The 23,662-nt window shown below is 53.3% G+C and carries 25 protein-coding genes, 2 tRNA genes and 1 pseudogene; 17 read left to right on the forward strand and 11 right to left on the reverse strand.

Features of this window, described 5'->3' with window-relative positions:
- The 3 genes from B5D52_RS13920 to B5D52_RS13930 form a co-directional block, all read left to right on the forward strand.
- A partial coding sequence (locus tag B5D52_RS13920; protein ID WP_143287353.1) for an S-layer homology domain-containing protein occupies nt 1-342 on the forward strand: 342 nt, incomplete at its 5' end.
- Between the two features lie 294 nt (nt 343-636).
- Nucleotides 637-1,779: a hypothetical protein gene (locus B5D52_RS13925; protein WP_016148581.1), complete on the forward strand. Its 1,143-nt coding sequence runs from the start codon at nt 637-639 to the stop codon at nt 1,777-1,779.
- Nucleotides 1,780-1,969: 190 nt separating this feature from the next.
- Nucleotides 1,970-2,140 carry a helix-turn-helix domain-containing protein gene (locus tag B5D52_RS13930; protein ID WP_016148580.1) on the forward strand — a complete coding sequence of 57 codons (171 nt, stop codon included), beginning with the start codon at nt 1,970-1,972 and terminating at the stop codon, nt 2,138-2,140.
- Nucleotides 2,141-2,338: 198 nt separating this feature from the next.
- On the opposite strand, the pseudogene B5D52_RS16615 reads toward B5D52_RS13930, so the two are convergent.
- Nucleotides 2,339-2,437, reverse strand: a pseudogene (locus B5D52_RS16615) (AbrB/MazE/SpoVT family DNA-binding domain-containing protein); the annotation flags it as partial.
- 549 nt (nt 2,438-2,986) lie between these two features.
- On the opposite strand from B5D52_RS16615, the gene B5D52_RS13940 reads away from it, so the two are divergent.
- The 6 genes from B5D52_RS13940 (at nt 2,987) to B5D52_RS13965 (ending at nt 8,484) form a co-directional block, all read left to right on the forward strand.
- Entirely contained in the window at nt 2,987-4,162 is a 1,176-nt protein-coding gene (locus tag B5D52_RS13940) for an ABC transporter substrate-binding protein (RefSeq protein WP_040332883.1), read from the forward strand.
- Nucleotides 4,163-4,334: 172 nt separating this feature from the next.
- Nucleotides 4,335-5,216: a branched-chain amino acid ABC transporter permease gene (locus B5D52_RS13945; RefSeq protein WP_016148577.1), complete on the forward strand. Its 882-nt coding sequence runs from the start codon at nt 4,335-4,337 to the stop codon at nt 5,214-5,216.
- 10 nt (nt 5,217-5,226) lie between these two features.
- On the forward strand, nt 5,227-6,291 hold the full coding sequence (locus B5D52_RS13950; RefSeq protein ID WP_016148576.1) for a branched-chain amino acid ABC transporter permease: 1,065 nt from the start codon (nt 5,227-5,229) through the stop codon (nt 6,289-6,291).
- 1 nt (nt 6,292) lies between these two features.
- Nucleotides 6,293-7,051, forward strand: a complete 759-nt coding sequence (locus B5D52_RS13955) for an ABC transporter ATP-binding protein (protein ID WP_016148575.1) — start codon at nt 6,293-6,295, stop codon at nt 7,049-7,051.
- A gap of 16 nt (nt 7,052-7,067) precedes the next feature.
- Nucleotides 7,068-7,778 carry an ABC transporter ATP-binding protein gene (locus B5D52_RS13960; protein WP_016148574.1) on the forward strand — a complete coding sequence of 237 codons (711 nt, stop codon included), beginning with the start codon at nt 7,068-7,070 and terminating at the stop codon, nt 7,776-7,778.
- Nucleotides 7,779-7,848: 70 nt separating this feature from the next.
- The gene (locus B5D52_RS13965; RefSeq protein ID WP_016148573.1) at nt 7,849-8,484 is read left to right on the forward strand and encodes a cytidylate kinase-like family protein; all 636 of its coding nucleotides are present in this window, start codon (nt 7,849-7,851) and stop codon (nt 8,482-8,484) included.
- Nucleotides 8,485-8,856: 372 nt separating this feature from the next.
- On the opposite strand, the gene B5D52_RS13970 is transcribed toward B5D52_RS13965, so the two are convergent.
- Both B5D52_RS13970 and B5D52_RS13975 read right to left on the reverse strand, forming a co-directional pair.
- A complete protein-coding gene (locus B5D52_RS13970; protein ID WP_016148572.1) occupies nt 8,857-9,636 on the reverse strand; it encodes a ZIP family metal transporter in 780 nt (259 codons plus the stop codon).
- A gap of 209 nt (nt 9,637-9,845) precedes the next feature.
- Nucleotides 9,846-11,216, reverse strand: a complete 1,371-nt coding sequence (locus tag B5D52_RS13975; RefSeq protein ID WP_016148571.1) for a citrate/2-methylcitrate synthase — start codon at nt 11,214-11,216, stop codon at nt 9,846-9,848.
- 109 nt (nt 11,217-11,325) lie between these two features.
- Between B5D52_RS13975 and spoIID the strand changes: the two genes are divergently transcribed.
- Entirely contained in the window at nt 11,326-12,363 is a 1,038-nt protein-coding gene (gene spoIID, locus B5D52_RS13980) for a stage II sporulation protein D (protein WP_016148570.1), read from the forward strand.
- Nucleotides 12,364-12,439: 76 nt separating this feature from the next.
- Nucleotides 12,440-13,240 carry a M23 family metallopeptidase gene (locus tag B5D52_RS13985; RefSeq protein ID WP_016148569.1) on the forward strand — a complete coding sequence of 267 codons (801 nt, stop codon included), beginning with the start codon at nt 12,440-12,442 and terminating at the stop codon, nt 13,238-13,240.
- Between the two features lie 422 nt (nt 13,241-13,662).
- On the opposite strand, the gene B5D52_RS13990 is transcribed toward B5D52_RS13985, so the two are convergent.
- A complete protein-coding gene (locus B5D52_RS13990; RefSeq protein WP_016148568.1) occupies nt 13,663-14,478 on the reverse strand; it encodes a Cof-type HAD-IIB family hydrolase in 816 nt (271 codons plus the stop codon).
- Between the two features lie 188 nt (nt 14,479-14,666).
- On the opposite strand from B5D52_RS13990, the gene B5D52_RS13995 reads away from it, so the two are divergent.
- Nucleotides 14,667-15,149: a COG2426 family protein gene (locus B5D52_RS13995; protein WP_016148567.1), complete on the forward strand. Its 483-nt coding sequence runs from the start codon at nt 14,667-14,669 to the stop codon at nt 15,147-15,149.
- Between the two features lie 70 nt (nt 15,150-15,219).
- Here the strand turns inward: B5D52_RS13995 and B5D52_RS14000 are convergent, their stop codons facing one another.
- Nucleotides 15,220-15,852, reverse strand: coding sequence for a hypothetical protein (locus B5D52_RS14000; protein ID WP_016148566.1), 633 nt, complete (start codon nt 15,850-15,852; stop codon nt 15,220-15,222).
- A gap of 224 nt (nt 15,853-16,076) precedes the next feature.
- Here B5D52_RS14000 and B5D52_RS14005 point away from each other — a divergent pair.
- Nucleotides 16,077-16,152: transfer RNA gene (locus B5D52_RS14005), tRNA-Ala, on the forward strand.
- Nucleotides 16,153-16,475: 323 nt separating this feature from the next.
- A complete protein-coding gene (locus B5D52_RS14010) occupies nt 16,476-16,874 on the forward strand; it encodes a (deoxy)nucleoside triphosphate pyrophosphohydrolase (protein WP_040332987.1) in 399 nt (132 codons plus the stop codon).
- Nucleotides 16,875-16,923: 49 nt separating this feature from the next.
- On the opposite strand, the gene B5D52_RS14015 is transcribed toward B5D52_RS14010, so the two are convergent.
- On the reverse strand, nt 16,924-17,793 hold the full coding sequence (locus B5D52_RS14015) for a CPBP family intramembrane glutamic endopeptidase (protein ID WP_016148564.1): 870 nt from the start codon (nt 17,791-17,793) through the stop codon (nt 16,924-16,926).
- 288 nt (nt 17,794-18,081) lie between these two features.
- On the opposite strand from B5D52_RS14015, the gene B5D52_RS14020 reads away from it, so the two are divergent.
- Nucleotides 18,082-18,870 (forward strand): hypothetical protein, encoded by a 789-nt coding sequence (locus B5D52_RS14020; protein ID WP_016148563.1) that lies wholly within the window; start codon nt 18,082-18,084, stop codon nt 18,868-18,870.
- A gap of 65 nt (nt 18,871-18,935) precedes the next feature.
- On the opposite strand, the gene B5D52_RS14025 is transcribed toward B5D52_RS14020, so the two are convergent.
- Both B5D52_RS14025 and B5D52_RS14030 read right to left on the reverse strand, forming a co-directional pair.
- Nucleotides 18,936-19,439, reverse strand: coding sequence for a DUF6933 domain-containing protein (locus B5D52_RS14025; protein WP_016148562.1), 504 nt, complete (start codon nt 19,437-19,439; stop codon nt 18,936-18,938).
- Between the two features lie 48 nt (nt 19,440-19,487).
- On the reverse strand, nt 19,488-20,126 hold the full coding sequence (locus B5D52_RS14030) for a Vat family streptogramin A O-acetyltransferase (RefSeq protein WP_016148561.1): 639 nt from the start codon (nt 20,124-20,126) through the stop codon (nt 19,488-19,490).
- A gap of 129 nt (nt 20,127-20,255) precedes the next feature.
- On the opposite strand from B5D52_RS14030, the gene B5D52_RS14035 reads away from it, so the two are divergent.
- Nucleotides 20,256-21,014 (forward strand): MerR family transcriptional regulator, encoded by a 759-nt coding sequence (locus B5D52_RS14035; RefSeq protein WP_016148560.1) that lies wholly within the window; start codon nt 20,256-20,258, stop codon nt 21,012-21,014.
- A gap of 42 nt (nt 21,015-21,056) precedes the next feature.
- On the opposite strand, the gene B5D52_RS14040 is transcribed toward B5D52_RS14035, so the two are convergent.
- Nucleotides 21,057-21,764 carry an SDR family oxidoreductase gene (locus B5D52_RS14040; RefSeq protein WP_016148559.1) on the reverse strand — a complete coding sequence of 236 codons (708 nt, stop codon included), beginning with the start codon at nt 21,762-21,764 and terminating at the stop codon, nt 21,057-21,059.
- Between the two features lie 14 nt (nt 21,765-21,778).
- Nucleotides 21,779-22,189: a peptide deformylase gene (locus B5D52_RS14045; RefSeq protein WP_016148558.1), complete on the reverse strand. Its 411-nt coding sequence runs from the start codon at nt 22,187-22,189 to the stop codon at nt 21,779-21,781.
- A gap of 293 nt (nt 22,190-22,482) precedes the next feature.
- Here B5D52_RS14045 and B5D52_RS14050 point away from each other — a divergent pair, with 293 nt between their 5' ends.
- A complete protein-coding gene (locus tag B5D52_RS14050; RefSeq protein ID WP_016148557.1) occupies nt 22,483-23,211 on the forward strand; it encodes a hypothetical protein in 729 nt (242 codons plus the stop codon).
- 172 nt (nt 23,212-23,383) lie between these two features.
- On the opposite strand, the gene B5D52_RS14055 is transcribed toward B5D52_RS14050, so the two are convergent.
- Nucleotides 23,384-23,459: transfer RNA gene (locus B5D52_RS14055), tRNA-Pro, on the reverse strand.
- Between the last annotated feature and the right edge of the window lie 203 nt (nt 23,460-23,662).

Genomic DNA, 23,662 nt, shown 5'->3' on the forward strand with positions numbered 1-23,662 from the left:
CCTGATGCTTGGTATGCCGAAGCAGTTAACTGGGCTGTTTGGCAGGGCTATATGAGCGGCTACGGTGCGGGCAGTTTTGGTCCGAACGATGCGCTAACGCGTGAGCAGCTGGTAACGGTTCTGTGGCGTTATAGCGGCAGCCCGGTGATGGGTGATTCATCTATGCTGAATACCTTCTCGGACGCTGCATTGACATCTGATTATGCGCAGCAGGCAATGATCTGGGCGTATGCGCAGGGTGTAATCAGCGGAAATGCGGATGGTACGCTCAACCCGCAAGGCACGGCAACTCGTGCTGAGATTGCACAGATGCTGATGAATTACTGTGAAAACGTCAAATAAATAACGTTCGCGTAAAGGGCTGACCGTTTGGTCGGCCCTTTTTGCAGCGCTGATTTCAAGTCCAATAAATATTTATATCATGGAGAATTGCCCACAAAACCAGTCTGTTTTACAGGGGAACAATCACACAGCACATCCCTATTGTATTTCAAACAAATCTGCACATAAAAGTACATAAAAATCCTCATATACCTTCTTATTGCTATGTTATAGCACAGAAATAAGGGGGTATTTTTTTACACACAGATCAGACAGTTCAATAAACAATATTTTAGAAAAAAAGGACTGTTTGAAATGAGTAAGATTGTGACAAAGAAAGCACGTTTTATGTTAGAAGCAGATGGATTCTCCATCCATACATTTGAAATATCCAGAAAGCTGACAAAGAGTGAATGGAATTACTGCAAAGAGAAGCTGTATGATCAGAATAAGATTTCTCCCAAGATTTGTATTTATCAAGAGTCGAAAGGTGTACATCGGGTATCACAGTATGAGAAGTATGGTCTGCGTATCACATTGGAGCACGCACACGATCAAGAGGACAGCCGCGGTTATTATGTACGCATGGTAGTCAATCCACGTAAGGTCATCGATCCGAATGCATCCTACATTGGCATTTTTCCACCTGTAAAATCTAGCATCACAGAGCTGCAAGCGGCGTTTCATGCACTTTTAGAGCAATCAGCCTTTAATGACCAACTGGATGACTATTACCTTAGTCGGGTGGATCTGTGCGTCAATATCCGCTGTGATCATAAGAAGATATTTCGCGAGGTTGTCCGTGTATTGCGAAAACTGCCCACGCCTCCAAAGTACAAGCGCGTGTCCCGCAAAGAAAAGGACAAGAAAAAGGCGAACAAGTACAACAAGCACTACATCAAGTTTCAATGTGGTACCCATAGCCTCGTCATTTATGACAAGACTTACCAGGCAACCGAACAAGGTTTGCGGGTCGATTATGAGGATTTACCCGAGGGTGTGCTGCGATTTGAGGTACAGTATCAGCGTTCTGTATTACGTGGATTGGAAAAGAAGCTGGGTACCGATAACCCGAGTGAATTGTTATGGCACTTGATGCAGAAAAGTGAAAAACGTATCTGCAAGCACTTCGAGCAGTGCTTTGCTGATGTTCAGTTCTGCCAGATCGAGGAGATTGAGAAGCGGATTGTGGGTTCAAAATACGAAGATGGGACCAAGCAAATAATGCTGGAACTTGCCCATAGAATGCAGCGCAAGCAGTCGGTCGATCAGGTATTGGAGGAAATGCGATCAGAAGGCTTTTTGGTAGAAGATTTGCTCAGAAAGGTGCACAAGCTGGGGTTCAGTCCCATCCCATTGTGGAAGAATTTCTGTGCTCAGCAGATTCCCGGACCGGTGTCCTTGCTTCGGATGATTTCGGAAGGTGAGGTTGTGATTCCATACCAGAAAATAAAATAATCGTGCAATCACACTGGAATTTTGCGGAAATCGCAACGAATTATAAATTCAAATGGGTAACAGTGGTATAAGGTGAATGCAGATAGTGTGCGCTGAGAACACCAGTTTTCAGGATCGTAAATCGTGTTATCAGGACATTACTGTATGCTATAAAATGAATCTTTTTGGAATGAGATAGGAGGAAGAAGGAATGAATCGTTTGCTGACTGTAAAAGAGGTTGCCGTGCTGCTCCAGACCAGCCGGGTGCAGGTGCGGCGTATGATTCAAAGCGGGGAGCTGGCTGCACTCAAAGTAGGCCGGGAGTATCGCATCCCGCTCGCAGCACTCGAGGAATTTGTGCAGGCAGCGATCTGTGAATAATACAAAAGAGACTGGCCCGAAGGTCAGCCTCTTTTCCTGTTGTTCCAGCATCATGCAAAGATACAGAATCATCACTTTTCGACGCGATACACGACGATTTTACAGCAAATCATCGGATATGTATCACCAACCCTGCCGTTTCGACAGATCAAGCATACCGAAGCAGAAGGCCTCCCACCATGTCAATGTGGTCTGTGACGGATCGCCCTCGCGGATGCGCATGGTCCGTCGGATCTCCTTGGGGATGACCACGCGGCCGAGGTCATCAATACGGCGTACAATGCCGGTTGCTTTCATATTTGGATCTCCTCCCAGAATCGGAATGTTCTTTACAAAGATTGTGATGGTAGTATTTGCACGGAGACAGCAAATATGTAAACGGCGGAACGAGGCGGGATTGACAAAAAACGGAAGGCGCGAAAAATGCTGGAAATATGGATGGTGTCCACGGATGGACGCAGTGTACACGGACGGCGGTCAGGCGAGGCGGCTGTCTACGAGCGGGAAGAGATACATTTTTGCGGGCGCGGCGCAAAAAAATCGGCCTGTTGTGCCTGTTGAGCGATGAAACAGAAAATATTTTTGAGTAGAGCAGAAACAACCAAAAAAATTGCGGTAAATTAAAAATTGCCCGAAAGAGTGCGTTCTGTTTCAATGTCAGATTGACGAAAAGTGCTAATATTTTAGTGGGTAAAACTGTGAAAGCGACGAAAGTATAAAAAAGGAGAAAAAACATTATACATTTATAGAAAACAGGTGTATAATACAAGAAAGTTGTTCCATAAGGACAGATGTATTTCTGCTGGGGACGGCTGAACGCATCACCTAATGAGGGAGGATACTATGATGAAAAAGGCACTGAGTCTGTTCCTCGCGGCTGCGATGTGTGCTGGCATGCTGGCTGGCTGCGGCGGCGGTGCAGACACGAATGAGGCAACCAATGGCGACTCCGGCGAGAGCACTGCGGCAGCATTCAAGATTGGCGGCACCGGCCCGCTGACCGGCGACGCTGCAATTTACGGCAACGCAGTTAAGAACGGCGCACAGCTGGCAGTTGACGAGATCAACGCAGAGGGCGGCGTACAGTTCGAGCTCAAGATGGAAGACGATGAGAACGATCCTGAAAAGGCCGTTTCCGCATACAACGCACTCAAGGACTGGGGCGTACAGCTGTCCCTGAGCTCGGTTACCAGTAAGCCGGCTGAGGCGACCGCAACCGAGAACTTTGCAGACCGTATCTTTGCTCTGACCCCGTCGGCATCTTCGACCGCGGTCACCGAGGGCAAGGACAATGTGTTCCAGATGTGCTTCGCAGACCCCAACCAGGGTACTGCATCGGCAGAGTACATCGCCGACAACCAGCTGGGCACCAAGATCGCAGTGATCTACAAGAACGACGATGTTTACTCCTCGGGTATCTACGAGAAGTTCAAGGCAGAGGCTGAGACCAAGGGCCTGAACATCGTTTCGACCACCACCTTCACTTCCTCCAGCGCAACCGACTTCTCGGTACAGCTGGGCGAGGCTAAGGCAGCTGGTGCAGACCTGCTGTTCCTGCCGATCTACTACCAGCCCGCATCTCTCATCCTGCAGCAGGCTAAGAGCATGGGTTATGCGCCCAAGTTCTTCGGCGTAGACGGCATGGACGGTATCCTGACGCTCGAGGGCTTCGATACCTCTCTGGCAGAGGGCGTTATGCTGCTGACTCCGTTTAACGCGGACGCAGAGGATGAGAAGACCCAGTCTTTCGTTACCAAGTACAAGGAACAGTTCGGCGATGTACCGAACCAGTTCGCAGCAGACGCATACGACTGCGTCTACGCATACAAGGCAGCCATCGAGGCATCGGGCGCAACGCCTGACATGTCGGCTGAGGAGCTGTGCGACCTGATGATTCAGACCTTCCCGACTCTGACCTTTGACGGTCTGACCGGTGAGGGCGTGACCTGGGATTCGACCGGTGCGGTCTCCAAGAGCCCCAAGGGCATGGTCATCCAAAACGGCGCTTATGTCGGTATGTAAAGCCAGAAAGTAAGAATGTACGAAATCCGCAGGGGAGGCAGCCGGCAGCATCAGCGCCCGGCGCTCCCCTGCGCTTTTTTGTTCCGCCTATGGTGCGGGGCGACGGCTCGCACGCTCGAACCTCCGCCCTGCATCATCGGCCATCCACTAGAGAAAGAATGAGGTGTATCGCATGACTTTCTTATCCTATCTGATCAGCGGTATCAGTTTGGGCAGCGTCTACGCAATCATCGCGCTGGGGTACACGATGGTTTACGGCATCGCAAAGATGCTGAACTTCGCGCACGGCGACGTCATCATGGTAGGCGCATACATATCCTTCTGTACGACGAGTTATCTCGGCCTGTCGCCGCTCGTATCCGTCCTGCTGGCCATCGTGGTCTGTACGGTTCTGGGCATCGTCATCGAGCGTCTGGCCTACAAACCGCTGCGTCAGGCGCCCGCGCTGGCCGTCCTGATTACTGCAATCGGTGTGTCGTACTTCCTCCAGAATGCAGCACTGCTCATCTGGGGTTCGAGCTCCAAGACCTTCTCGTCGGTTGTCGGTGACTGGTCGATCAAGCTCTTTAACGATCAGCTGACCATCACCGGTGTCACCATCGTCACCGTTCTGGCTTGTGTCGTCATCATGGTCGCTCTGACCCTGTTTACCACCAAGACCAAGCTCGGTACCGCTATGCGTGCGGTGTCCGAGGACAAGGGCGCAGCCCAGCTCATGGGCATCAGCGTAAACTCCACCATCTCGCTGACCTTCGCCATCGGCTCTGGCCTAGCTGCGATTGCAGGCGTTCTGCTGTGCTCGGCTTACCCGATGCTCATGCCGACCACCGGCTCCATGCCCGGCATCAAGGCATTCACCGCAGCCGTTTTCGGCGGTATCGGCTCCATCCCGGGCGCAATGATCGGCGGCATCCTGCTGGGCATCATCGAGATCTTCGCCAAGGCGTATATCTCCACCCAGCTGTCGGACGCTGTGGTCTTCGCCGTCCTGATCGTCGTCCTGCTCGTCAAGCCTGACGGCCTGCTGGGCAAGCGCGTGAGTGAGAAAGTGTGAGGTGAGCCAGATGAAACAGTCCAAAAATCTGCTGGCAGGCAAGCGCGATACCCTGATCTCGTTTGGTATCGTCATTGTCGCCTTCATTGTTGTTCAAATCATGATCATGACCGGCAACATCTCGTCGTCGCTCAAGGGTCAGCTGGTACCGATCTGTGCCTATATCGTCATGGCAGTCTCGCTCAACCTGACCGTCGGTATTCTGGGTGAGCTGTCGCTCGGCCACGCGGGCTTTATGTCGGTCGGCGCGTTCGCGGGCATTGTTGCCACGACCAGCCTGGCTGAGACCATTCCCGCAGCACCGCTGCGTCTGGCGATCGCTATGGTCATCGGTGCTGTCTGCGCTGCCATCGCGGGTGTCATCGTCGGCGTGCCGGTTCTGCGCCTCAAGGGCGACTACCTCGCCATCGTTACTTTGGCATTCGGTGAGATTATCAAGAATATTGTTGGTGTTCTGTACATCGGCCGCGACAGCAGCGGCCTGCACTTTAGCCTCATCGAGCAGAAGTTTGAGCTGGCTGAGGGCGGTAAGATGATTATCAACGGCCCCATGGGTGTCAGCGGTGTCACCAAGATTTCCTCGTTCACCGCGGGCTTTGTGCTCATCCTCATCACGCTTTTTATCATCCTCAATCTGGTACATAGCCGCACCGGCCGTGCCATCATGTCGGTACGCGACAACAAGATCGCAGCCGAGAGCATCGGTATCTCGGTCACCCGCTATAAGCTGCTGGCCTTCGTCATCTCGGCAGCATTTGCCGGTATGGCAGGTACGCTGTACGCCATGAACTTCTCGACCGTCACCGCGGCAAAGTTCGACTTTAACACCTCGATCCTCATTCTGGTCTTTGTCGTTCTGGGCGGCCTGGGCAATATCTGGGGTTCGATCATCGCGGCAGCCCTGCTGACCGTTCTGCCCGAGCTGCTGCGTGCGGTCAACGACTACCGTATGCTCATTTACGCAATCCTGCTGATTGTCATGATGATCTTCAACAACTCGGGTGTGAAGGAACGTCTGATGGAAAAGCGTGCGGCACGCCGCGCAGCAAAGCAGGTAAGTAAGGAGGGGCTCTGATATGGCAATGCTCGAAGTAACCAAGCTGGGCATCTCGTTCGGCGGCCTGCGTGCTGTTGACGAGCTGTCCATGAAGATTGAAAAGGGCGGACTGGTCGGTCTGATCGGCCCGAACGGCGCGGGCAAGACCACGGCGTTCAACATGCTGACCGGCGTGTACCGTCCGACCGACGGCGGTATCCGCCTGGACGGTCAGAACCTCGTCGGCAAGAAGCCGCACGAGATCTGCAAGATGGGCGTTGCCCGTACCTTCCAGAACATCCGTCTGTTCCCCAAGCTGACCGTGCTGGATAACGTCAAGGTCGGCCTGCACAATCAGGTTGGATACAGCCTGATCGAGAGCATGCTGCACCTGGGCAGCTACCGCAAGAAGGAGCAGGAGATGGACCGCCGCGCACTGGAGATTTTGAAGGTGTTCGACCTCGACCGCGAGGCGGGCAACCTGGCGGCAAACCTGCCGTACGGCAAACAGCGCAAGCTGGAGATCGCACGCGCACTGGCGACCGATCCCAAGCTGCTGCTGCTCGACGAGCCGGCAGCGGGCATGAACCCCAACGAGACCGGTGAGCTGATGGACACCATCCGTCTGGTACGTGAAAAGTACGGCGTGACCATCCTGCTGATCGAACACGATATGAAGCTGGTTCAGGGTATCTGTGAGTATCTGTACGTCCTGAACTTCGGCAAGCTGCTCGCCGAGGGTACGCCCAAAGAGGTACTCAACGACCCGGCGGTCATCAAGGCCTATCTGGGCGACTAAAGGAGGGCTTTTACGCATGGCAATGCTTACGGTAGAAAATTTAAACGTATATTACGGCATGATCCACGCGCTCAAGGACGTGTCGTTTGAGGTCAATCAGGGTGAGATCGTCGCCCTGATCGGCGCCAACGGCGCGGGCAAGACCACCACCCTGCACACGGTCAGCGGCATGCTGCCGGCGAAGTCTGGCTCGGTCAAGTTCGAGGGCAAGGAGATCATCAAGACCCCGGGTCACCAGATCGTCAGCCTGGGCATGTCCCACGTACCCGAAGGCCGCCGCGTGTTCGCCGGTCTGTCGGTTTACGAGAACCTCAAGATGGGTGCGTACACCCGCAAGGACAAGAAGGAGATCGCAGACACGCTGGAAATGGTTTATACCCGTTTCCCGCGCCTCAAGGAGCGTACCCGCCAGCTGGCTGGTACCCTGTCGGGCGGCGAACAGCAGATGCTTGCAATGGGCCGTGCGCTCATGGCACATCCCAAGATCATCCTCATGGACGAGCCGTCCATGGGTCTGTCCCCGCTGTTTGTCAGCGAGATCTTCAAGATCATCGAGGAGATCAACAAGCAGGGCGTTACCGTTTTGCTGGTCGAGCAGAACGCAAAGAAGGCGCTGTCCATTGCAAACCGCGCTTATGTCCTTGAGACCGGTAAGATCGTCAAGGAAGGCAACGCACGCGACCTGCTCAACGATGAATCCATCAAGAAGGCATACCTGGGCGAGTAATCCGCCTTGCACCGAGGCTTTGACCCTGTTACAATAAAGGGTAGGATAAACCAAAGGGGGCGTTATCTCTATGGAAAAAACGATCATCACCATTGCGCGTCAGTATGGCAGCGGCGGCCGCACGGTCGGTAAGATGCTGGCGAAGCGTCTGGGCATTCCGTACTATGACCGCGAGATCATCGAGATGGCCGCAGAGGACAGCGGTATCAATGCCGTACTGTTCCAGGATGAGAAAAAGCTGCACAGCCTGCGCGCTCTGCTTGGCGGCGGTTATCAGGGCAATAAGTTGCTCTCGCCCGAGAGTGCGGGCTTTACCAAGGACGATAATCTGTTCAACTATCAGGCAAAGATCATTCGTAAGCTGGCAGACGAGGGCTCGTGCGTGCTGATTGGCCGCTGTGCCGATCACGTTCTGCGCGACACACCGGGTGTTATCAGCGTGTTTGTCCACGCACCGGCTGATTTCTGCTTGCAGGAGGCAATGAAGGTCAATAGCCTGCCCGAGCGCGAAGTAGAAAAGCTGATTGCCAAGACCGACGATTACCGTGCACGGTATTATAAGTACTATACCGGTAAGGAGTGGAAGGACGCACGGAACTACGACCTTTCGCTTAATAGTAAAAAGCTGGGATTTGAGGGCACTGTAGAGGCGATTTTGGCTTATATTGAGGTGCGTAAGCGCTTCGATCCGGCGTTTCAGGACTAAGGGTTGAACCAATCCCGCCCGCAGGCGAAATAAAGCTTTCGCTCAAGCCTTTCTCGAAAGGCTTGCGGGTTCTCAGGGCAGAGTCCTGAGCCGGACTCCGCAGAGTCCGGAATCCCCTTTTTGAAACCCGGTGTCCGACCCGGGTTTCAACCAAAACAAACAAAAGGAAAAGACCGTCCGAAGGGACGGTCTTTTCAGAGATTGCGCGACCTGCGGGTCGCGCTTTTTTATTCTTTTTTTAGTTGATTCCGGTCGAAAGACCGGAATCAAGAGGGGAGTTTCGCTCGCTGCGGCGAGCGACTCAGGGCGCTGCCCTGAGAACCTGCAAACCTTTGAAAAGGTTTGATCCAAACTTCAATAGGGGTGCGGTGGTTAGCCGAGGGCGACATCCAAAATCATCATCAGCACAAATCCAACCGCAAAACCAATCGTACTGATATTACTATGCTCACCCTCTGAAGCCTCAGGAATCAGCTCCTCAACCACGACATAAATCATCGCGCCCGCCGCAAAAGACAGGAAATAGGGCAAAATCGGGGTCATAACCGACGACAGTGCGATGGTGATTGCCGCCGCAATCGGCTCTACAACACCCGACAGCGTGCCATAGACAAATGCGCGGGAACGGCTCATTTCACCGGCGCTGCGCAGGGGAAGCGAGATAATCGCGCCCTCGGGAAAGTTCTGGATGGCAATGCCGATGGACAGCGCGAACGCACCGGCGAGGGTCAGGGTGGTATTCTGCGCCATCAGACCGGCAAAGACCACACCGACGGCCATACCCTCGGGAATATTGTGGATGGTCACGGCGAGCACGAGCATGGTGGACTTGCGCAGCTGGCAGGCGGGGCCTTCTGCGACCGAGCTTTCCAGATGCAGATGGGGAATCAGGTGGTCGATGAGCAGCAGGAAAGCGATACCGGCCAGAAAGCCGACGGCAGCGGGGATGAAGGCCAGCTTGCCCATATCTTCAGACTGCTCCATCGCAGGGATGAGCAGCGACCAGATGGAGGCGGCTACCATAACGCCCGAGGCGAAGCCCAGCAGGCCTTTTTGCAGTTTGACGGGAAAGGCATCGCGCAGGAAGAAAACGCAGGCAGCACCCAGCGTGGTGCCGAGGAAGGGAATGAGTAATCCGACGAAGGTTTGCATACAAAGCTCCTTTCCAAATGACGGGACCGTCATTGATAATCTATCTTAATGTTAGCATAAACTAACATTTTGATTTTGTCAATCTAAAATATGCAAAAGGAGCGAGAAAAAGCCCGGAACGTGCGTGCGTTCCGGGCGAATTTTTTTTTGCGATAGTAACGCGGCGACACAGACCCCGCATGTTTGCGCGGGTCGTGCGTATAATGGGATTATCCCCGTTCGTCGATGGGGATGTAGGGCGCGGACTTGGACACCGCCTTGTATGCCGGACGGATGATACGTCCGCCGAATGCGACTTCCTCCATGCGGTGCGCAATCCAGCCCACGATACGAGCGGTTGCGAACAGCGGAGTAAACATTTCCTGCGGGATGCCCAGCATTTTGTAAACCAGACCGGAATATAGGTCGACGTTTGCGCACATGACCTTGGAATCCATGCCGCGGGACTCGGCAAAGGCAGCCGGAGTCAGGCGCTCGACGGTCTCGATGAGGTTGAACTCGTCGAGATAACCCTTTTTCTCGGCCAGCGGGCGTGCAGCCGCCTTGAGCGAGACCGCACGGGGGTCGCTCAGGGTGTAGATGGCGTGACCCATACCGTAAATCAGACCGCTGTGGTCACCGGCTTCACCGGCGAGGATGCGCAGCAGGTACTGATAGACCGCGTCCTGATCGCTCCAGTCCGTGACGTGCGCCTTGATGTCGTCGAACATCTGGACGACCTTGAGGTTTGCACCGCCGTGACGGGGACCCTTGAGTGAGCCGACCGCAGCGGCAATCGCCGAGTATGTATCGGTGCCCGAGGACGAGACCACGTGCGCGGTAAATGCCGAGTTGTTACCGCCGCCGTGCTCTGCGTGAATAATCAGGCAGCGGTCGAGCAGCTTGGCTTCGTCGTCGGTGAACGAGCCGTCCGGACGGATGAGGCGCAGGATGTTTTCGGCCGTGGACAGCTTGGGGTCGGGCTCGTGCAGGAACAGCGACTTGCCCTCAAAGTAGCGGCGGCGTGCCTGATAGGCGTGGGAGATGATAACCGGGAACTTGGCCATCAGACCGATGCCCTGACGGAGGATGTTCTCGGTCGAGATATCGTCCGGGGTGGGGTCGTAGGAGTAGAGCGCGAGGGTTGCGCTTGCCAGCTTGTTCATGATATCCGGGCTGGGCGCACGCATGATCATGTCCTCGGTGAAGTTGTCGGGCAGGGCACGCGCCTCGCCGATCATTGCCGTGAAGCGGCTGAGCTGCTCGCGGGTGGGCAGACTGCCGGACAGCAGCAGGTAGCCGACCTCGCCAAAGCCGAAGCGGTTCTCGTGCTCGAAGGCGTAGAGCAGGTCGTACAGATCGATGCCGCGATAGGTCAGCTTGCCCTCGATGGGTTCGCGCTCACCTTCGTTGAGCAGGTAGCCATGAACGTTACCAAGACGGGTGATACCGGCCATAACGCCTGTGCCGTCCGCGTTTCGCAGGCCGCGCTTGACATTGTACTTTGAGAAGGTATCCTTTTTGACCTGATGCAGCGGACGCAGCTGTTCACAGATCGTATGGATCGTTTCAGGGTCCATATTTTTCATCTGGTTGACCATGGCAAAATCCCCTTTTCTTAGAAAAACTATATGAATCAATATTACTATTATCCTGCAAAGTTGTCAATGTGTTAAAGTTAAAAATCGTGAAGTCAGGAGGGCGGAAAAAATGAGGAAAGTGCTGGTGATTGGACTACTTCTCACGGCTGTGATCTATATACTTCCGGTGTTTTGCGGACTTTTAGAGCAGGAAGAGCCCTTGTCGATCCCGCAAGAGAGCGTTGCAGCGGATGCAGAAATCACCGAGAGCCCACCAGCAGAGGGCGAACAAACGGTAACCGACGAGTCGATTGTTGCAAATGGAGAAATCACCGTCCTGGTGGACGGGGAAGCACGGACGATGAAACTGGAAGATTATGTGGTAAGCGTGGTCGCGGGCGAGATTTCGCCCGATTTTCCAACCGAAGCCATCCGCGCCCAGGCGGTCGCTGCCCGTACTTACGCACTCTATAAACAAAAGACCGGCAGACCGGCACAGCATGAAGAAGCCGACGTGTGCGACGACCCGGCGCACTGTGCCGCCTTCGTCGACCTCAAGACCGAAGCCGCAGCGCGCTGGGGCGAGCAGGCGGATACAGCCCAGGACGTCATCCGACAGGCGGTCGAGGATACAGCCGGTCAGGTGCTGACCTACGAGGGCGAGCCGATTGTCGCGGTGTTCAGTTCGGCAGCGGGTGAGAAGACCGAGCGCGCGGTCGACGTGTGGGGCAGTGACATTCCCTACTTGCAGTCGGTAGATAGTCCGGGCGGCGAGGCCTGCCCCAAGTATTACGATGCGGTCGTGCTGACCGCAGATGAGATTCGCGAACGCGCGGCCAAGACCCTGCCCTCAGCCGACCTGTCGGGCGACCCGTCGGGCTGGTTCAAGGCTTCCGAGCGCAGCGAGGCGGGCGGCATTGTGCGCATGAAGTTCGGCGGTGTGGAGGTCAAGGGAACGGTCATGCGTACACTGCTGGGGCTCAATTCCACCAATTTTACGGTCAAGATCGACGGAAATACCCTGACTTTTACGACCACCGGTTACGGTCACGGCGTGGGTCTGAGTCAGTGGGGTGCAAAGTACAGCGCCGAGCAGGGACAGACCTACGACGAAATTCTGGCACATTACTATCCGGGTACGACTTTGACCACGATTTCGACAGAATAACCGGTCGATTTCTTCGCGAAAATCCGGTATAAACCAGCGCAGCCCAGCCGATACTATCCCCGGAGGTGTTCAGAGTATGCGCAAGCAGGGATATACCGGTCAGGCGAACAAGTCCGACCGCAGTTTCTATGTCATTTTATCCATCTGTCTGGTTGTCATCGCGGTTTCCAGTTATGTCCTGTTCTTTTCGGCAGGGGAGAGCGACCAGACCGACCAGACGGTTTATCTGCCGTCGAGCAGCGATACCGCCGTGCAGACCCCGGTCGCAGTGCCCGACGTGGATATACCCGCCGAGCCGACCGAACCAGTGGTACAGCCTGAGCCAGAGCCCGAACCCGAGCCGGTGCCCGAGGCCGAGCAGCCCAAGGAGGAGACCGCAGCCGAACAGCCTGCACCCATCTGGGTCAGACCGGTAGACGGTGAGGTGCTCAAGGCGTTCTCAGGCGATACGCTGGTCAAGGATGAGACCATGGGCGACTGGCGGGTACACACCGGAACCGATTATGCCGCCCAGTCGGGTATGCGTGTGTATGCTGTGTCAGACGGCACGGTCGAGCGTGCTGAGGTCGACGCACAGTATGGCGGTACGGTTGTCATCAACCTGACCGACGGCAAACAGGCCGTGTATCAGTGTCTGGCCGAGGATTTGAAGGTCAGCGCAGGCGATCGCGTGCGTGCGGGTGATGTGATCGGTACGGTGGGAACAATCGGCTATGCAGAGTCCGGACAAGAAAGTCACCTGCATTTGGAATTATATGCGAACGGCGAAGCGATTGATCCCGAACAGGTTCTGGGCGTGAGCGAAGAGACTGTGGCGGAAGAGGATATTGCAGTCGATGTCAGTCAGCCGCAGGATGGGATCTATACAGAAGAATAGCACCGCACCAAACAATGAAGTTTTCGCCGGCCTTTTTCAAAAGGCCGCGGGTTCTCAGGGCAGAGCCCTGAGTCGCGCTCCGCAGAGCGCGAAACTCCCTTTTGATTTTCGCTTTTGCGAAAATCAACCAAAAAGAACAAAAAAGCGCGTCCGCAGACGCGCAATACTTCGCGCACAAAGTGCGCTCATGGAAAAGACCACCCAAAAGGGTGGTCTTTTCAGAGAATTTCGCTCGCTGCGGCGAGCGATTTTTTTGATGTTTGAATTGAAACCCGGGCCGGACACCGGGTTTCAAGAGGGGATTTCGCGTCCTGCGGGACGCGACTTGAGGCTCTGCCTCAAGACTCCGCAAGCCTTTCGAGAAAGGCTTGAGCGAAAGCTTCATTTCGCCTGCGGGCGGGACGAAAGAGTCGAGCGTCGATTTACTCTCTCTCAAAGATATAATGTTCACACATATCCGCGAACGCGCCCTCGTGTGCCGGACAGCACACATAATCAGCGTGCGCTTTGGCGGTATCCGTACCATCTGCCGGACAAGCCGACGTACCCGCCGCATCCAACAGCTGAATATCGTTTTCGTTATCTCCGATTGCCAATGTCCGCGCAGGGTCGATGCCCAGCGTCTCACACAGCGCGGTCAATGCCGTGCCCTTACTGATACCCCGTGCGTAGCAGTCGATATAATTATCATGGCTACGATGCCACTGATAGCGCGGGTCGGTATCCGCGGTCAGGATGGGCAGGGCGCGGTCGATGTCCTCAAGCGGCGCATTGAGCACGATCTTATTCATGGGTTTATAGATGATGGTCTTGAGGTCGGGAACTTCGACGAGCGGATAGCACAGCAGACGCGCTTCGTTTTCCAGCAGCGCCGTGCGGCGCGAGACGTACAGCTTGCCGTCCATCGGCAGGACGAAGGACAGACCAAGATCTACATAACGGTCGAAAATCTCGCACAGGATCTGGATGGATAACATACCGGTCATCTGGTTTTCGCGGGTGGCGATCGTGTATACACCGGCACCGCCCGAGTGAATAATATGGGTAAAGTCATCCCAGAGATTCAGACGGTCGAGCGCCGGGACAACGGCATCCAGTTCGCGGCCGGTCGCGATGGCGCAGCGAATGCCCTGGGCTTTCAGACGATGCAGTGCATCGCGGTCACGGTCACAGATATTTTCCCGATCGTAGAATAGTGTACCGTCCAGATCGGTCACGACAAAATCAAAGCAAGACATGATGGCAGAGTCCTCCGAATATAGCGTATTTGCATCTGTTCCCATCATACAGGTTACAGAGAGCAAAGTCAACCGGGGAACAAATGATAGAATTCAGAGAGTTTTTACAAAATTGCGTTGCATTTCATCCGGCGTTCTGATACCATCTAAAATAGATAATATGTTTGGATAAAGAGAGGGTTTGAAGTTTGGAAAGTTTATTCACATGGTTGGGCGCGGCGGGAAAAGAGACCGCCCTGTTCCTTGTGTCCATGCTGCCGCTCATCGAGCTGCGCGGTGCGGTGCCGATCGGCATTGCTGCCGGTATGCCTTGGACCGAGGTACTGCCCATCTGTATTCTGGGCAACCTGCTGCCCATCCCGTTTTTGCTGCTCTTTGCCGAGCGTCTGCTCGATTGGCTGGCCAGACAGCCGCTGTTTAAAAAACCGGCAACTTGGTACACCAATAAGCTCAACAGCAAGAAGGGACAGATTACAAAGTACGCAAAATGGGGTCTGTTCCTGTTTGTCGCTATCCCGCTGCCGGGCACCGGTGCCTGGTCGGGTGCAGCCATCGCAGCGCTGCTCAAAATGCCGCCCATCCGTGCGTTTTTCTCCATCGCTGCCGGTGTTGTCGCAGCCGGTCTGATTATGGCGGTTGCATCTTCGGGTGTATTTTCGCTCTTCACCTGATACGCGGCAAAAACTCAAACTGTATGAAAAAAGCGCCGTCTCGCAGACGGCGCAATTTTTTTTGACCGGTTTACACTTTTCGCAGCACCAGACGCAGACCATGCCGCCAGACCATAGGCGTAATGCGTCCCATGAGGAACTCAGCGGTTACATCGCCGTCGGTCACGATCTCCAGCATCGGACGGCCGGACAGGTAATCCAGCCGCAGACGACCCAGACCGTGGGACAGATACCACAGACAGCCGCCATAGGGCATTGCCGCGAGCTTTTCCATCAGGAAGCGCTGCGGAACGTAACAGATGACATGGAAGGCACTGTCGGGGTCAAAGAGCATGGCGGCGAGCAGATCGAGCGGGAGCTGCGAGCCGGGATGGAGCAGGAACGAGGGGCTGGCGCTGTCGCGCACGACCTGACCGAAGGCCTCGGCACAGTCGGCAAGCACGGGCGCGTCGGGATGATCGGAGCGGACACAGTGGAAGTGGATCAGTACGGGCAGATGCCCCGTCATCATGTGCAGCACGTCCAGAATCATCGGCACAGCATCGCGCTGTGCTTCGGGGGCAAAGAACTGCTCGTAAAGATAGGGGCGCAGCGTGAACATGTGCGCATTTTTGTGTGACTGATCCGCCAGCAGAACCCAGCAGGTACGAAAACGCTCGCGCTGCTTGTCGGTCAAATTTTCATCGATACAGTCGTTATGCATATACGTCCCTCCTGAATTGGACACAATCGGTTTGGTACACTTATTATATGGTTCACGGCGTGGAAAAGCAAGGCAGAGGCGGGCAAAATCGGCAGATTTTTTTGTGCCGCACAGGTCGGGAAAAATGGGATGCGTTCCCCTTGACAATTGAGTATGGGAGAGTATAATTAAAAATTGTCAGGAGCCTTTTTCTGGCAAAACCGATTAGAAATTTTGTATATTATGGGCCTGTAGCTCAGTTGGGAGAGCGTTCGGTTCGCATCCGAGAGGTCAAGGGTTCGAATCCCTCCAGGTCCACCAAAAATCGACAAGTTTCGCAAGGAGCTTGTCGTTTTTTTTTGCTTATTCGCGATGTTCGATTCGCTTTTCCGTGAAAACGGAGAAGTCGATTTTTGGAAGTAAGAAGTAATAGGGAATAGGTAATAAGTGGGATGATTTTTACTTCTTCACTCTTCACTATTCACTTTTACTTAAACAAGCGGGTCGATTTTTGGAAGTAAGAAGTAATAGGGAATAGGTAATAAGTGAAGGAATGATTTTCACTTCTTCACTCTTCTCTATTCCCTTTTCCCTAAAAAGGCCGTATAATTGAGAAAAAGAACGACTAACGGAGGGAAAATATGGTGACCGAAGTAGTAGCTGCTCTGATTTGGCGGGGCAAAGAGTTTATGATCTGTCAGCGACCGGCGCATAAGGCGCGGGGACTTTTGTGGGAGTTTGTCGGTGGAAAGGTAGAGCCGGGAGAGACCGGGGAACAAGCGCTGGTGCGTGAGTGCCGGGAAGAGCTTGGGGTCACGGTGTCGGTCGGCGAGCCGTTTATGGAAGTCACGCACACCTACCCGGACATTACCGTCCATCTGGTTCTCTTTCACGCCTCCATCGTGGAGGGCGAGCCGCAGATGCTCGAGCACAATGATATTCGCTGGATTACTGCGGATGAAATCGGACAGTATGCTTTCTGCCCGGCAGACGAGGAGATTTTAGAACGGCTGAGACAGACTTACGCCAACCAAAAAGCATAACAGTACAACAAAACCGCCTGAAAAGGCGGTTTTTGTGATATAGATGCTGTTACACGTGGGTAAAGCTCAGCACAATCAGCATCGCCGTGTCAAACAGCAGGACCAGCCAGAGCGCAGGATGGGACAGAATGGCACGCGGCTGGTTGGGGAAGGACACCGACTGCGGAAGCCGGAACGACTTGCGCCGAATGACGATGATAGAGCCGATCAGCACAAAAACGCCGGCGATGAAGAAGAGCAGAAGCGTGGCCCAAGCGCCCAGTTCGCCGCTCTTTTCGAGCAGGGGAAGCACGGTCGAAATGATATTTTTGGCAATGTGCAGGCAGATGGAAGCGGCGAGCGAGTAGCGCAGGGCGACAAAGCCATAGACCAGACCACCCAGTACAGCGGACAGCCCCTGATAGAAATTGTGGTGCATCAGTGCGAAGCACACCGCCGGCAGCACGATTGCTAGGTGCGTGCCATAGGGCAGCAGCTTGCGCAGGATAACACCGCGGTAAATCAGTTCCTCAACGATTGGGGCAACGATGCAGACGTACAGAGTCAGCGACAGGGAAGAGGCTGTATTGATGGTGACCTCACGCAGGCCGATGCCGACCAGACGCAGCGCGTGTTCTATGGCAGGCGTGCACAGCGAGAGCAGCAGATTGAGGATCAGAATGATGCTGAACAGATAGAGAAAGACGCGCACCGGGGGACGCTGTGTGCCGGTCACCGGATAGAGTCGCCAGACACCGGTACGGCTGCCGTAGCAGAGAATTGGAGAGGCGGCCAAGCAGGAACACAGCATGAACATAACGCCTTGGGGCAGATGGAGCGGGGGCAGGATGAAGGCTTGCAGCACGGCAAACAAGCCGCTGAACAGGAATAGACACAGCCAGACGGCGGTAAATGAGCGGGAGTCAGATTTTTCTTGCATGAGGGACGGCCTCCAGTCGACACGCGGCAGAGCGCACGGTATTTTGTTCATTGTAACATGCGCTGTGAGCGATTGAAAGAACAAAATGAGAATTTCTGCCATTTTTAAGATAAAAATGCAGGAAAAATGTGACGAAAAACCGATGATATAGGACAAAATGCGGGAAATATAATTTGCAAAAATTTCATAAAGTGGATAAAAACCTATGATATACTATTTCATATTTACAGGAATATTTTGCAGATAGATCATAAAAATAACCTTTTGAGCGTACAAGGAGGCCACGCCATGTCGTCTGAATTTGTCTTCCGAATCAGCCCGATGGATACCGCAGCTCTGATGCCGCAGGTCAGCTGTGCGCTGGAAGCCTATAACGAGCAGGAGTCCAGACGCAAGTACCCGGGTACTTGGCGTTTGGTCGACCGGCTGCGCCGAGTGCCCAAAGCACCCGCAGAGGTGCGCAGAAAACGCCGCAGACGGCGTACCGTGTTGGGACTGATCGACTGGTTGCTGGGTATGTACATATTCGTTCCAATAGTGAGTGCACCTGATCAATTAGGACATTTGCTTCCATGTAGTATTGTGGCTATTTTCACTGGCATAATTTTTTTGTGGCGGTATCAGCGAATATTGCTCGCTATATTGAGCATGCTCAGTGCATTTTTCCTATGTGTGTTAGGATATGGAGCGGGGGCAAGATACGGGATTTTGCTGCCTATAGGAATTGGTGAAGCCGTGCTCGGTTTGGCCTGCCTGCTCACGTGCAGGAAGCCGCGTGTAACTGCTTATGATCGCGCTGCAAAGGAGCTGCTTACACGACGAAATTATATGCAAAGATTGGAACGGGCATATTTTACGATTACTGAACAGGACTTAACACTGGAAGTGTATGACCAGCCCGACCAGAAGTACACCGTACCGCTCACGCAGCTAACCTACCTCATCGAGACCGAGGACTTGATGCTGCCCATTTATGCGGAGTCGGTGACCGTTCTGCAAAAGCGCGACCTGATCACCGGCACGCTGCCCGAACTGCGCGAATTTCTGGCAGACCGTCTGGTGCAGACCAGTCTGTGAATGTATTTCCTTAAAATAAAAGAAAAACCGCCTGCAAGGGCGGTTTTTTGTCTGTAAATGGGGATTCAATCACCCAAAAGGGAAAACTCGATGCGCGACGCAGCCGTGCCCAGTCCATCGAAGCCGACGCAGCGGCTTGGGCGGGCGTTGACGGCGGCATCGAGCAGGGGCTGCACCTGCGTAGCGGTGTCCACGGCCATGTCGAGCGTGAGCACGTCATCCCATGCACGGTTGAGGAAGGCGACTTCCCGGCGGCCATGCGTGCGGGTCAGAGACAGCGCACCCGCGCGGGACAGATAGCCGTCGATGACCGACTGGGCAAATCCGGCAGCGGTCAGACTGTCGCGCAGTCCGGTTTCAAAGAGCGCGGGTAAATCGCGCCACGCGAGCGGAGGCACGTCAAAGCACACAAAGCTATATCGGCTGTGACAGTGCACGGCGAGCAAGCTTTTGCGTCCGCATAGGTCGATGACGTGCGCGTCCCAGCAGTACCGGCGGTCGGGTTGGGTGCCGTAGTCGGTTTTTTGTTTGAGAAAACGCTGTAAGGGGAAGGTCAGACCGAGTTCCATGGAGATACCTCGCATAAAAAAGATAATGACGAAAGTTGCCTGCGCCCATTACGGGACGATTTTGCGGATTCGGGTCAGGTCACCGCTGCACAGGGCTTCTAAGTTGCGGAAAATCTTGTCTGCATCCCAGTCCCACCACCGTAGCGCGAGCAGGTAGTCGGTCAGTTCCGGGTCAAAGCGGGGACGAATCACACGGCAGGGATTTCCGGCTGCAATCGTGTAGGGCGGGATATCGCTGGCAACGACCGCATTTGTGCCAATGATCGCACCGTCACCGATGTGCACACCGGGCATGACGGTGACATTCTGTCCAATCCACACGTCGTTTCCTACCACCGTATCGCCCTTGAAGGGCAGTTCGTCCAGCGTCGGCGTGCATTTCTCCCATCCGTGTGCGAAGATGTTAAAGGGATAGGTCGTAACCGAGGCCATGCGGTGGTTGGCACCGTTCATCACAAATTCTACACCCTTGCCGATGGCACAGAACTTGCCGATGATGAGTTTGTCCCCGATAAATTCGTAGTGATGGGTCACGTGGGACTCAAAATCCACGCCGCCGGTCTCGGCATCGTCATAGTAGGTGTACACACCAATCTCAATGTTGGGGCGGGTGATGACGTTCTTGATGTAACAAAGACTGGGAATGGCTTCATTTGGGTGAATAGCGTCGGGGTTTGGTCCAAACATAAGATGGCCTCCTCTCATCGTTGTGCTGCCATCAGTATACCAGATTTTGAAATCTTCCGCAAGAAATATATTTTTCTCTTGACTTTGACGTTCCGTCAACTGTTACACTGTCGGTAAGGAGGGATGAACATGGAATATTCCATTCAGCAGCTGTCGCGCCTGTCCGGGGTGACCACCCGCACCCTGCGCTGGTACGACGAGATCGGTCTGCTCAAGCCCAGCCGGGTGGCGGAGAGCGGTTACCGCTATTACAGCGGGGCAGAGGTCGACCGATTGCAGGACATTCTCTATTATCGTGCGCTTGGGGTGGAGCTGGCACAGATCAAAGAATGCCTGGACAATCCTTCCTTTGACCGTCTGGCCGCTCTGCGCAGTCACCTGACCGCTTTGGAGACCGAGCAGAGGCGGCTGCAAGCACTGATTCGATCGGTGAAAGATACCATCAGAGCACAGGAAAGGAATGAGATCATGAGCGACGCACAGAAGTTTGAAGCATTTAAGGAAAGAGTCGTAGCGCATAACGAACAGACCTACGGAGCGGAAATTCGTGCCAAATATGGAGATGAGCAGGTGGACGCGGCACACACTGCGATCATGGGCTTGACGCAGGCGCAGTATGAGGAATGGAGCCGCCTGGGTCAGGAAATCCAGAACCGACTGGAAGATGCCGTGCAGGCTGGATTGTCCCCGCAGAGCGAGGAAGGGCAGGCTATTACCGACCTGCACCGCCGCTGGCTGACCATCACCGACAACCGGTACGACCCGGCCAAGCACCGTGGAATCGCAGAGCTTTATGTAGCAGATGAGCGATTCACCACCTACTATGACCGTCAGGTTTCGGGCTGTGCCCGCTTCCTGCGCGATGCCGTTCGATACTGGGCAAAGTAAAAAAGCAGGCCGTCTGTGCACTGGCGCAGACGGCCTTTGTCTTTAGTCTGTTTGCAGTTTCCAGCCAAAATCGTTGTGGTAGATCATCTGACGGGTCATACCGCCATCAATGCAGATGTTTTCGCCGGTGATAAAACCTGCCTTGTCCGAGCACAGGAAGAGCACCATGTTGGCGATATCCAGCGGATTGCCCACTCGGCCGGCAGGATGCTGGATCGCGTCTGCACCGTCATATACGGTGAAATCGGTGTCAATCCAGCCGGGAGAGATGGAGTTGACCCGGACTTTGCCCGCGAGACTGACCGCAAGCGCGTGGGTCAACGCGGAGATACCGCCCTTGGCCGCGGTATAGCTCTCGGTTTGGGGCTGACTCATGCGGTCGCGGGAGGAAGAAATGTTGATGACCGATGCACCGGGCGCAAAATAGGGCGCAAAGCGCTTGGTCAGATAGAACGGTGCGGTGACACCGACGCGCAGCGCATAGTTAAACTGTTCGTAGGTGCATTCGTCAATGCCTTTCATGAGCGGCAGAGCGTTGTTGACGAGCACATCCACCCGGCCATAGTCTGCAATGACCTTGTCTGCAAAGGCATCGAGCACGGTCTGATCGGCCAGATCGCCGACAAAATAGTCGTTTTCCAGCAGGTCGATCACGCATACGTGCGCACCGGCCTTGCGGAATTCATCCGCGATGGTCTTGCCGATGCCCTTGGCACCGCCGGTCACGACGACAACACGGTTTTGGAACATGGTCAAGCCTCCTTTTAGATGATAATGCCCTCACAGTGGTCGATTTCGTGCTGGATGATCTGCGCCGTCCAGCCGGTAAAGGTCTTGAAGCGCTCCTGAAATTTTTCATTCTGGTAGCGCACTTTGATGGACTGCCAGCGCTTTGTCGGACGGATGCCGGTCAGCGACAGACAGCCCTCTTCGGTCTGGTAGGGCTGGGATTTCTTGACGATTTCCGGATTGAACATAATCATATACGTGCCCTCGTTGTCAAACGCGATGATGCGTTTGTTGATGCCGATCATGTTGGCCGCCATGCCGACACAGCCGTCTTTGTGGTGTTCCAGTGTTTCCAGCAGATCGGCAGCGATGGACAGATCGTCCGGGGTTGCAGGCTCGGCCTTTTGGGCTAAGAAAGTTTCGTCTTTACAGATTTCTCGAATCATAATGTTTCTCCTGAAAGAAGGAATGGATTTTCTTTCATTATACATTCGAATGCAGTGTGCGGCAAGCTGGGATGGAAGATCGATTGGAAGTGTATGCATTGTCAGGTGGTATGGTGTATGCTATGATAAAAGAAATGATGCCTAGTGATATTGCGTAAAACGAAGAGTGCATGGAGATGGGGTTAAGACTCAACTAGGGAGTAACTAGGTGTTATGGATTAACTTCGGTAGAGAAACTTTTAAATTACTATATAATTTTAACTGGTGAATTATATGTGTTAGGAGGGCATGTAATGAGTATATCATTGAGCAACAAAATTAAATTAATATACATAATAATTTATTCTATCATATTTTATATATCATGTTATTTTATGGTGCCGCATGGATATAAATTATGGTTTGCACTTGGGTTTTGCTTTTGCGGATTTGCTATACCATGGATTCCTTTTCTTGCAGAAGAAAAAATTAAGAATGTTTGGATTTTAAGGTGTTTAAAGCTGGTATTTTATATTCCTATTATTTTGTTAATAATATATTTTGTAAAATTTAATATAATAGCAAAAAATAATTATTTTATCCCAGGGTCATCTGGGATAAAATATACTGTTGCGGTTGACTGGGAACTTGTTGAAAACAGTTATATTGGTGACGATTTTGACAAATTTATTTATTGTGAATCAAAAGAAGAACGAGTTAAATACAATACTTTGTATACAGCTAAATACGAAGAAGTAGTTAATTTATCGGCTAGAGTTCGCGAACATGATCAATATGATGAGGACGAATTTGGGGAAGAAGATATTGAATTTCTAGTAACAGAAGATTTTGGAAAGCAGCAAGTCGTATCTAAAAATATAGATCTTATTGCACAAACTGAAATAAATTATGATGGCGAAGAATTTGTAAATAGCGGTGGTTATTTTAAGCCTGAAGATTATGGAAGTGCAACTTGGAAATGTGTGATTACGATAAATCGAAAATTTGATTTTTGGGAAATTTTGTGTGCGAATTTAGACTAAAGTGATAATCCTCTGAGTTGATCTACTATAGCTACGGTGACAGAACTCGAAGCACGCACCCGCAGGGTGCGGCTTCGGCTCGCGGCGCGATTGAAAACAGGTTCGAGTCCTGGTGAAAGAGCACACAGGCAATAAAAAAACGGCATGCAGATTGACTGCATACCGTTTCGTTTGGTCGAGGTGACAGGACTCGAACCTGCGGCATCCTGCTCCCAAAGCAGGCGCGCTACCAGCTGCGCTACACCTCGAGGGGTAAATATTTGCCTATATAGTTTACCATGCAATCGGGCGATGCGTCAAGTACCAAAACCTGCGGTCGGTTTCTCAGGTGAAATTTGTGCAAAATTTCCCGGGTTTTTCCGCGCTTTTCCTTGACTTTACCGGGTAAACTGGTAGACTAACTGTATATACTCTTAAATCTATGTGTGTATACGCCATATACGCCGAAAGG

Origin of the sequence: Butyricicoccus pullicaecorum DSM 23266 (assembly GCF_900167005.1) — a bacterium.
GTDB lineage: Bacteria > Bacillota > Clostridia > Oscillospirales > Butyricicoccaceae > Butyricicoccus > Butyricicoccus pullicaecorum.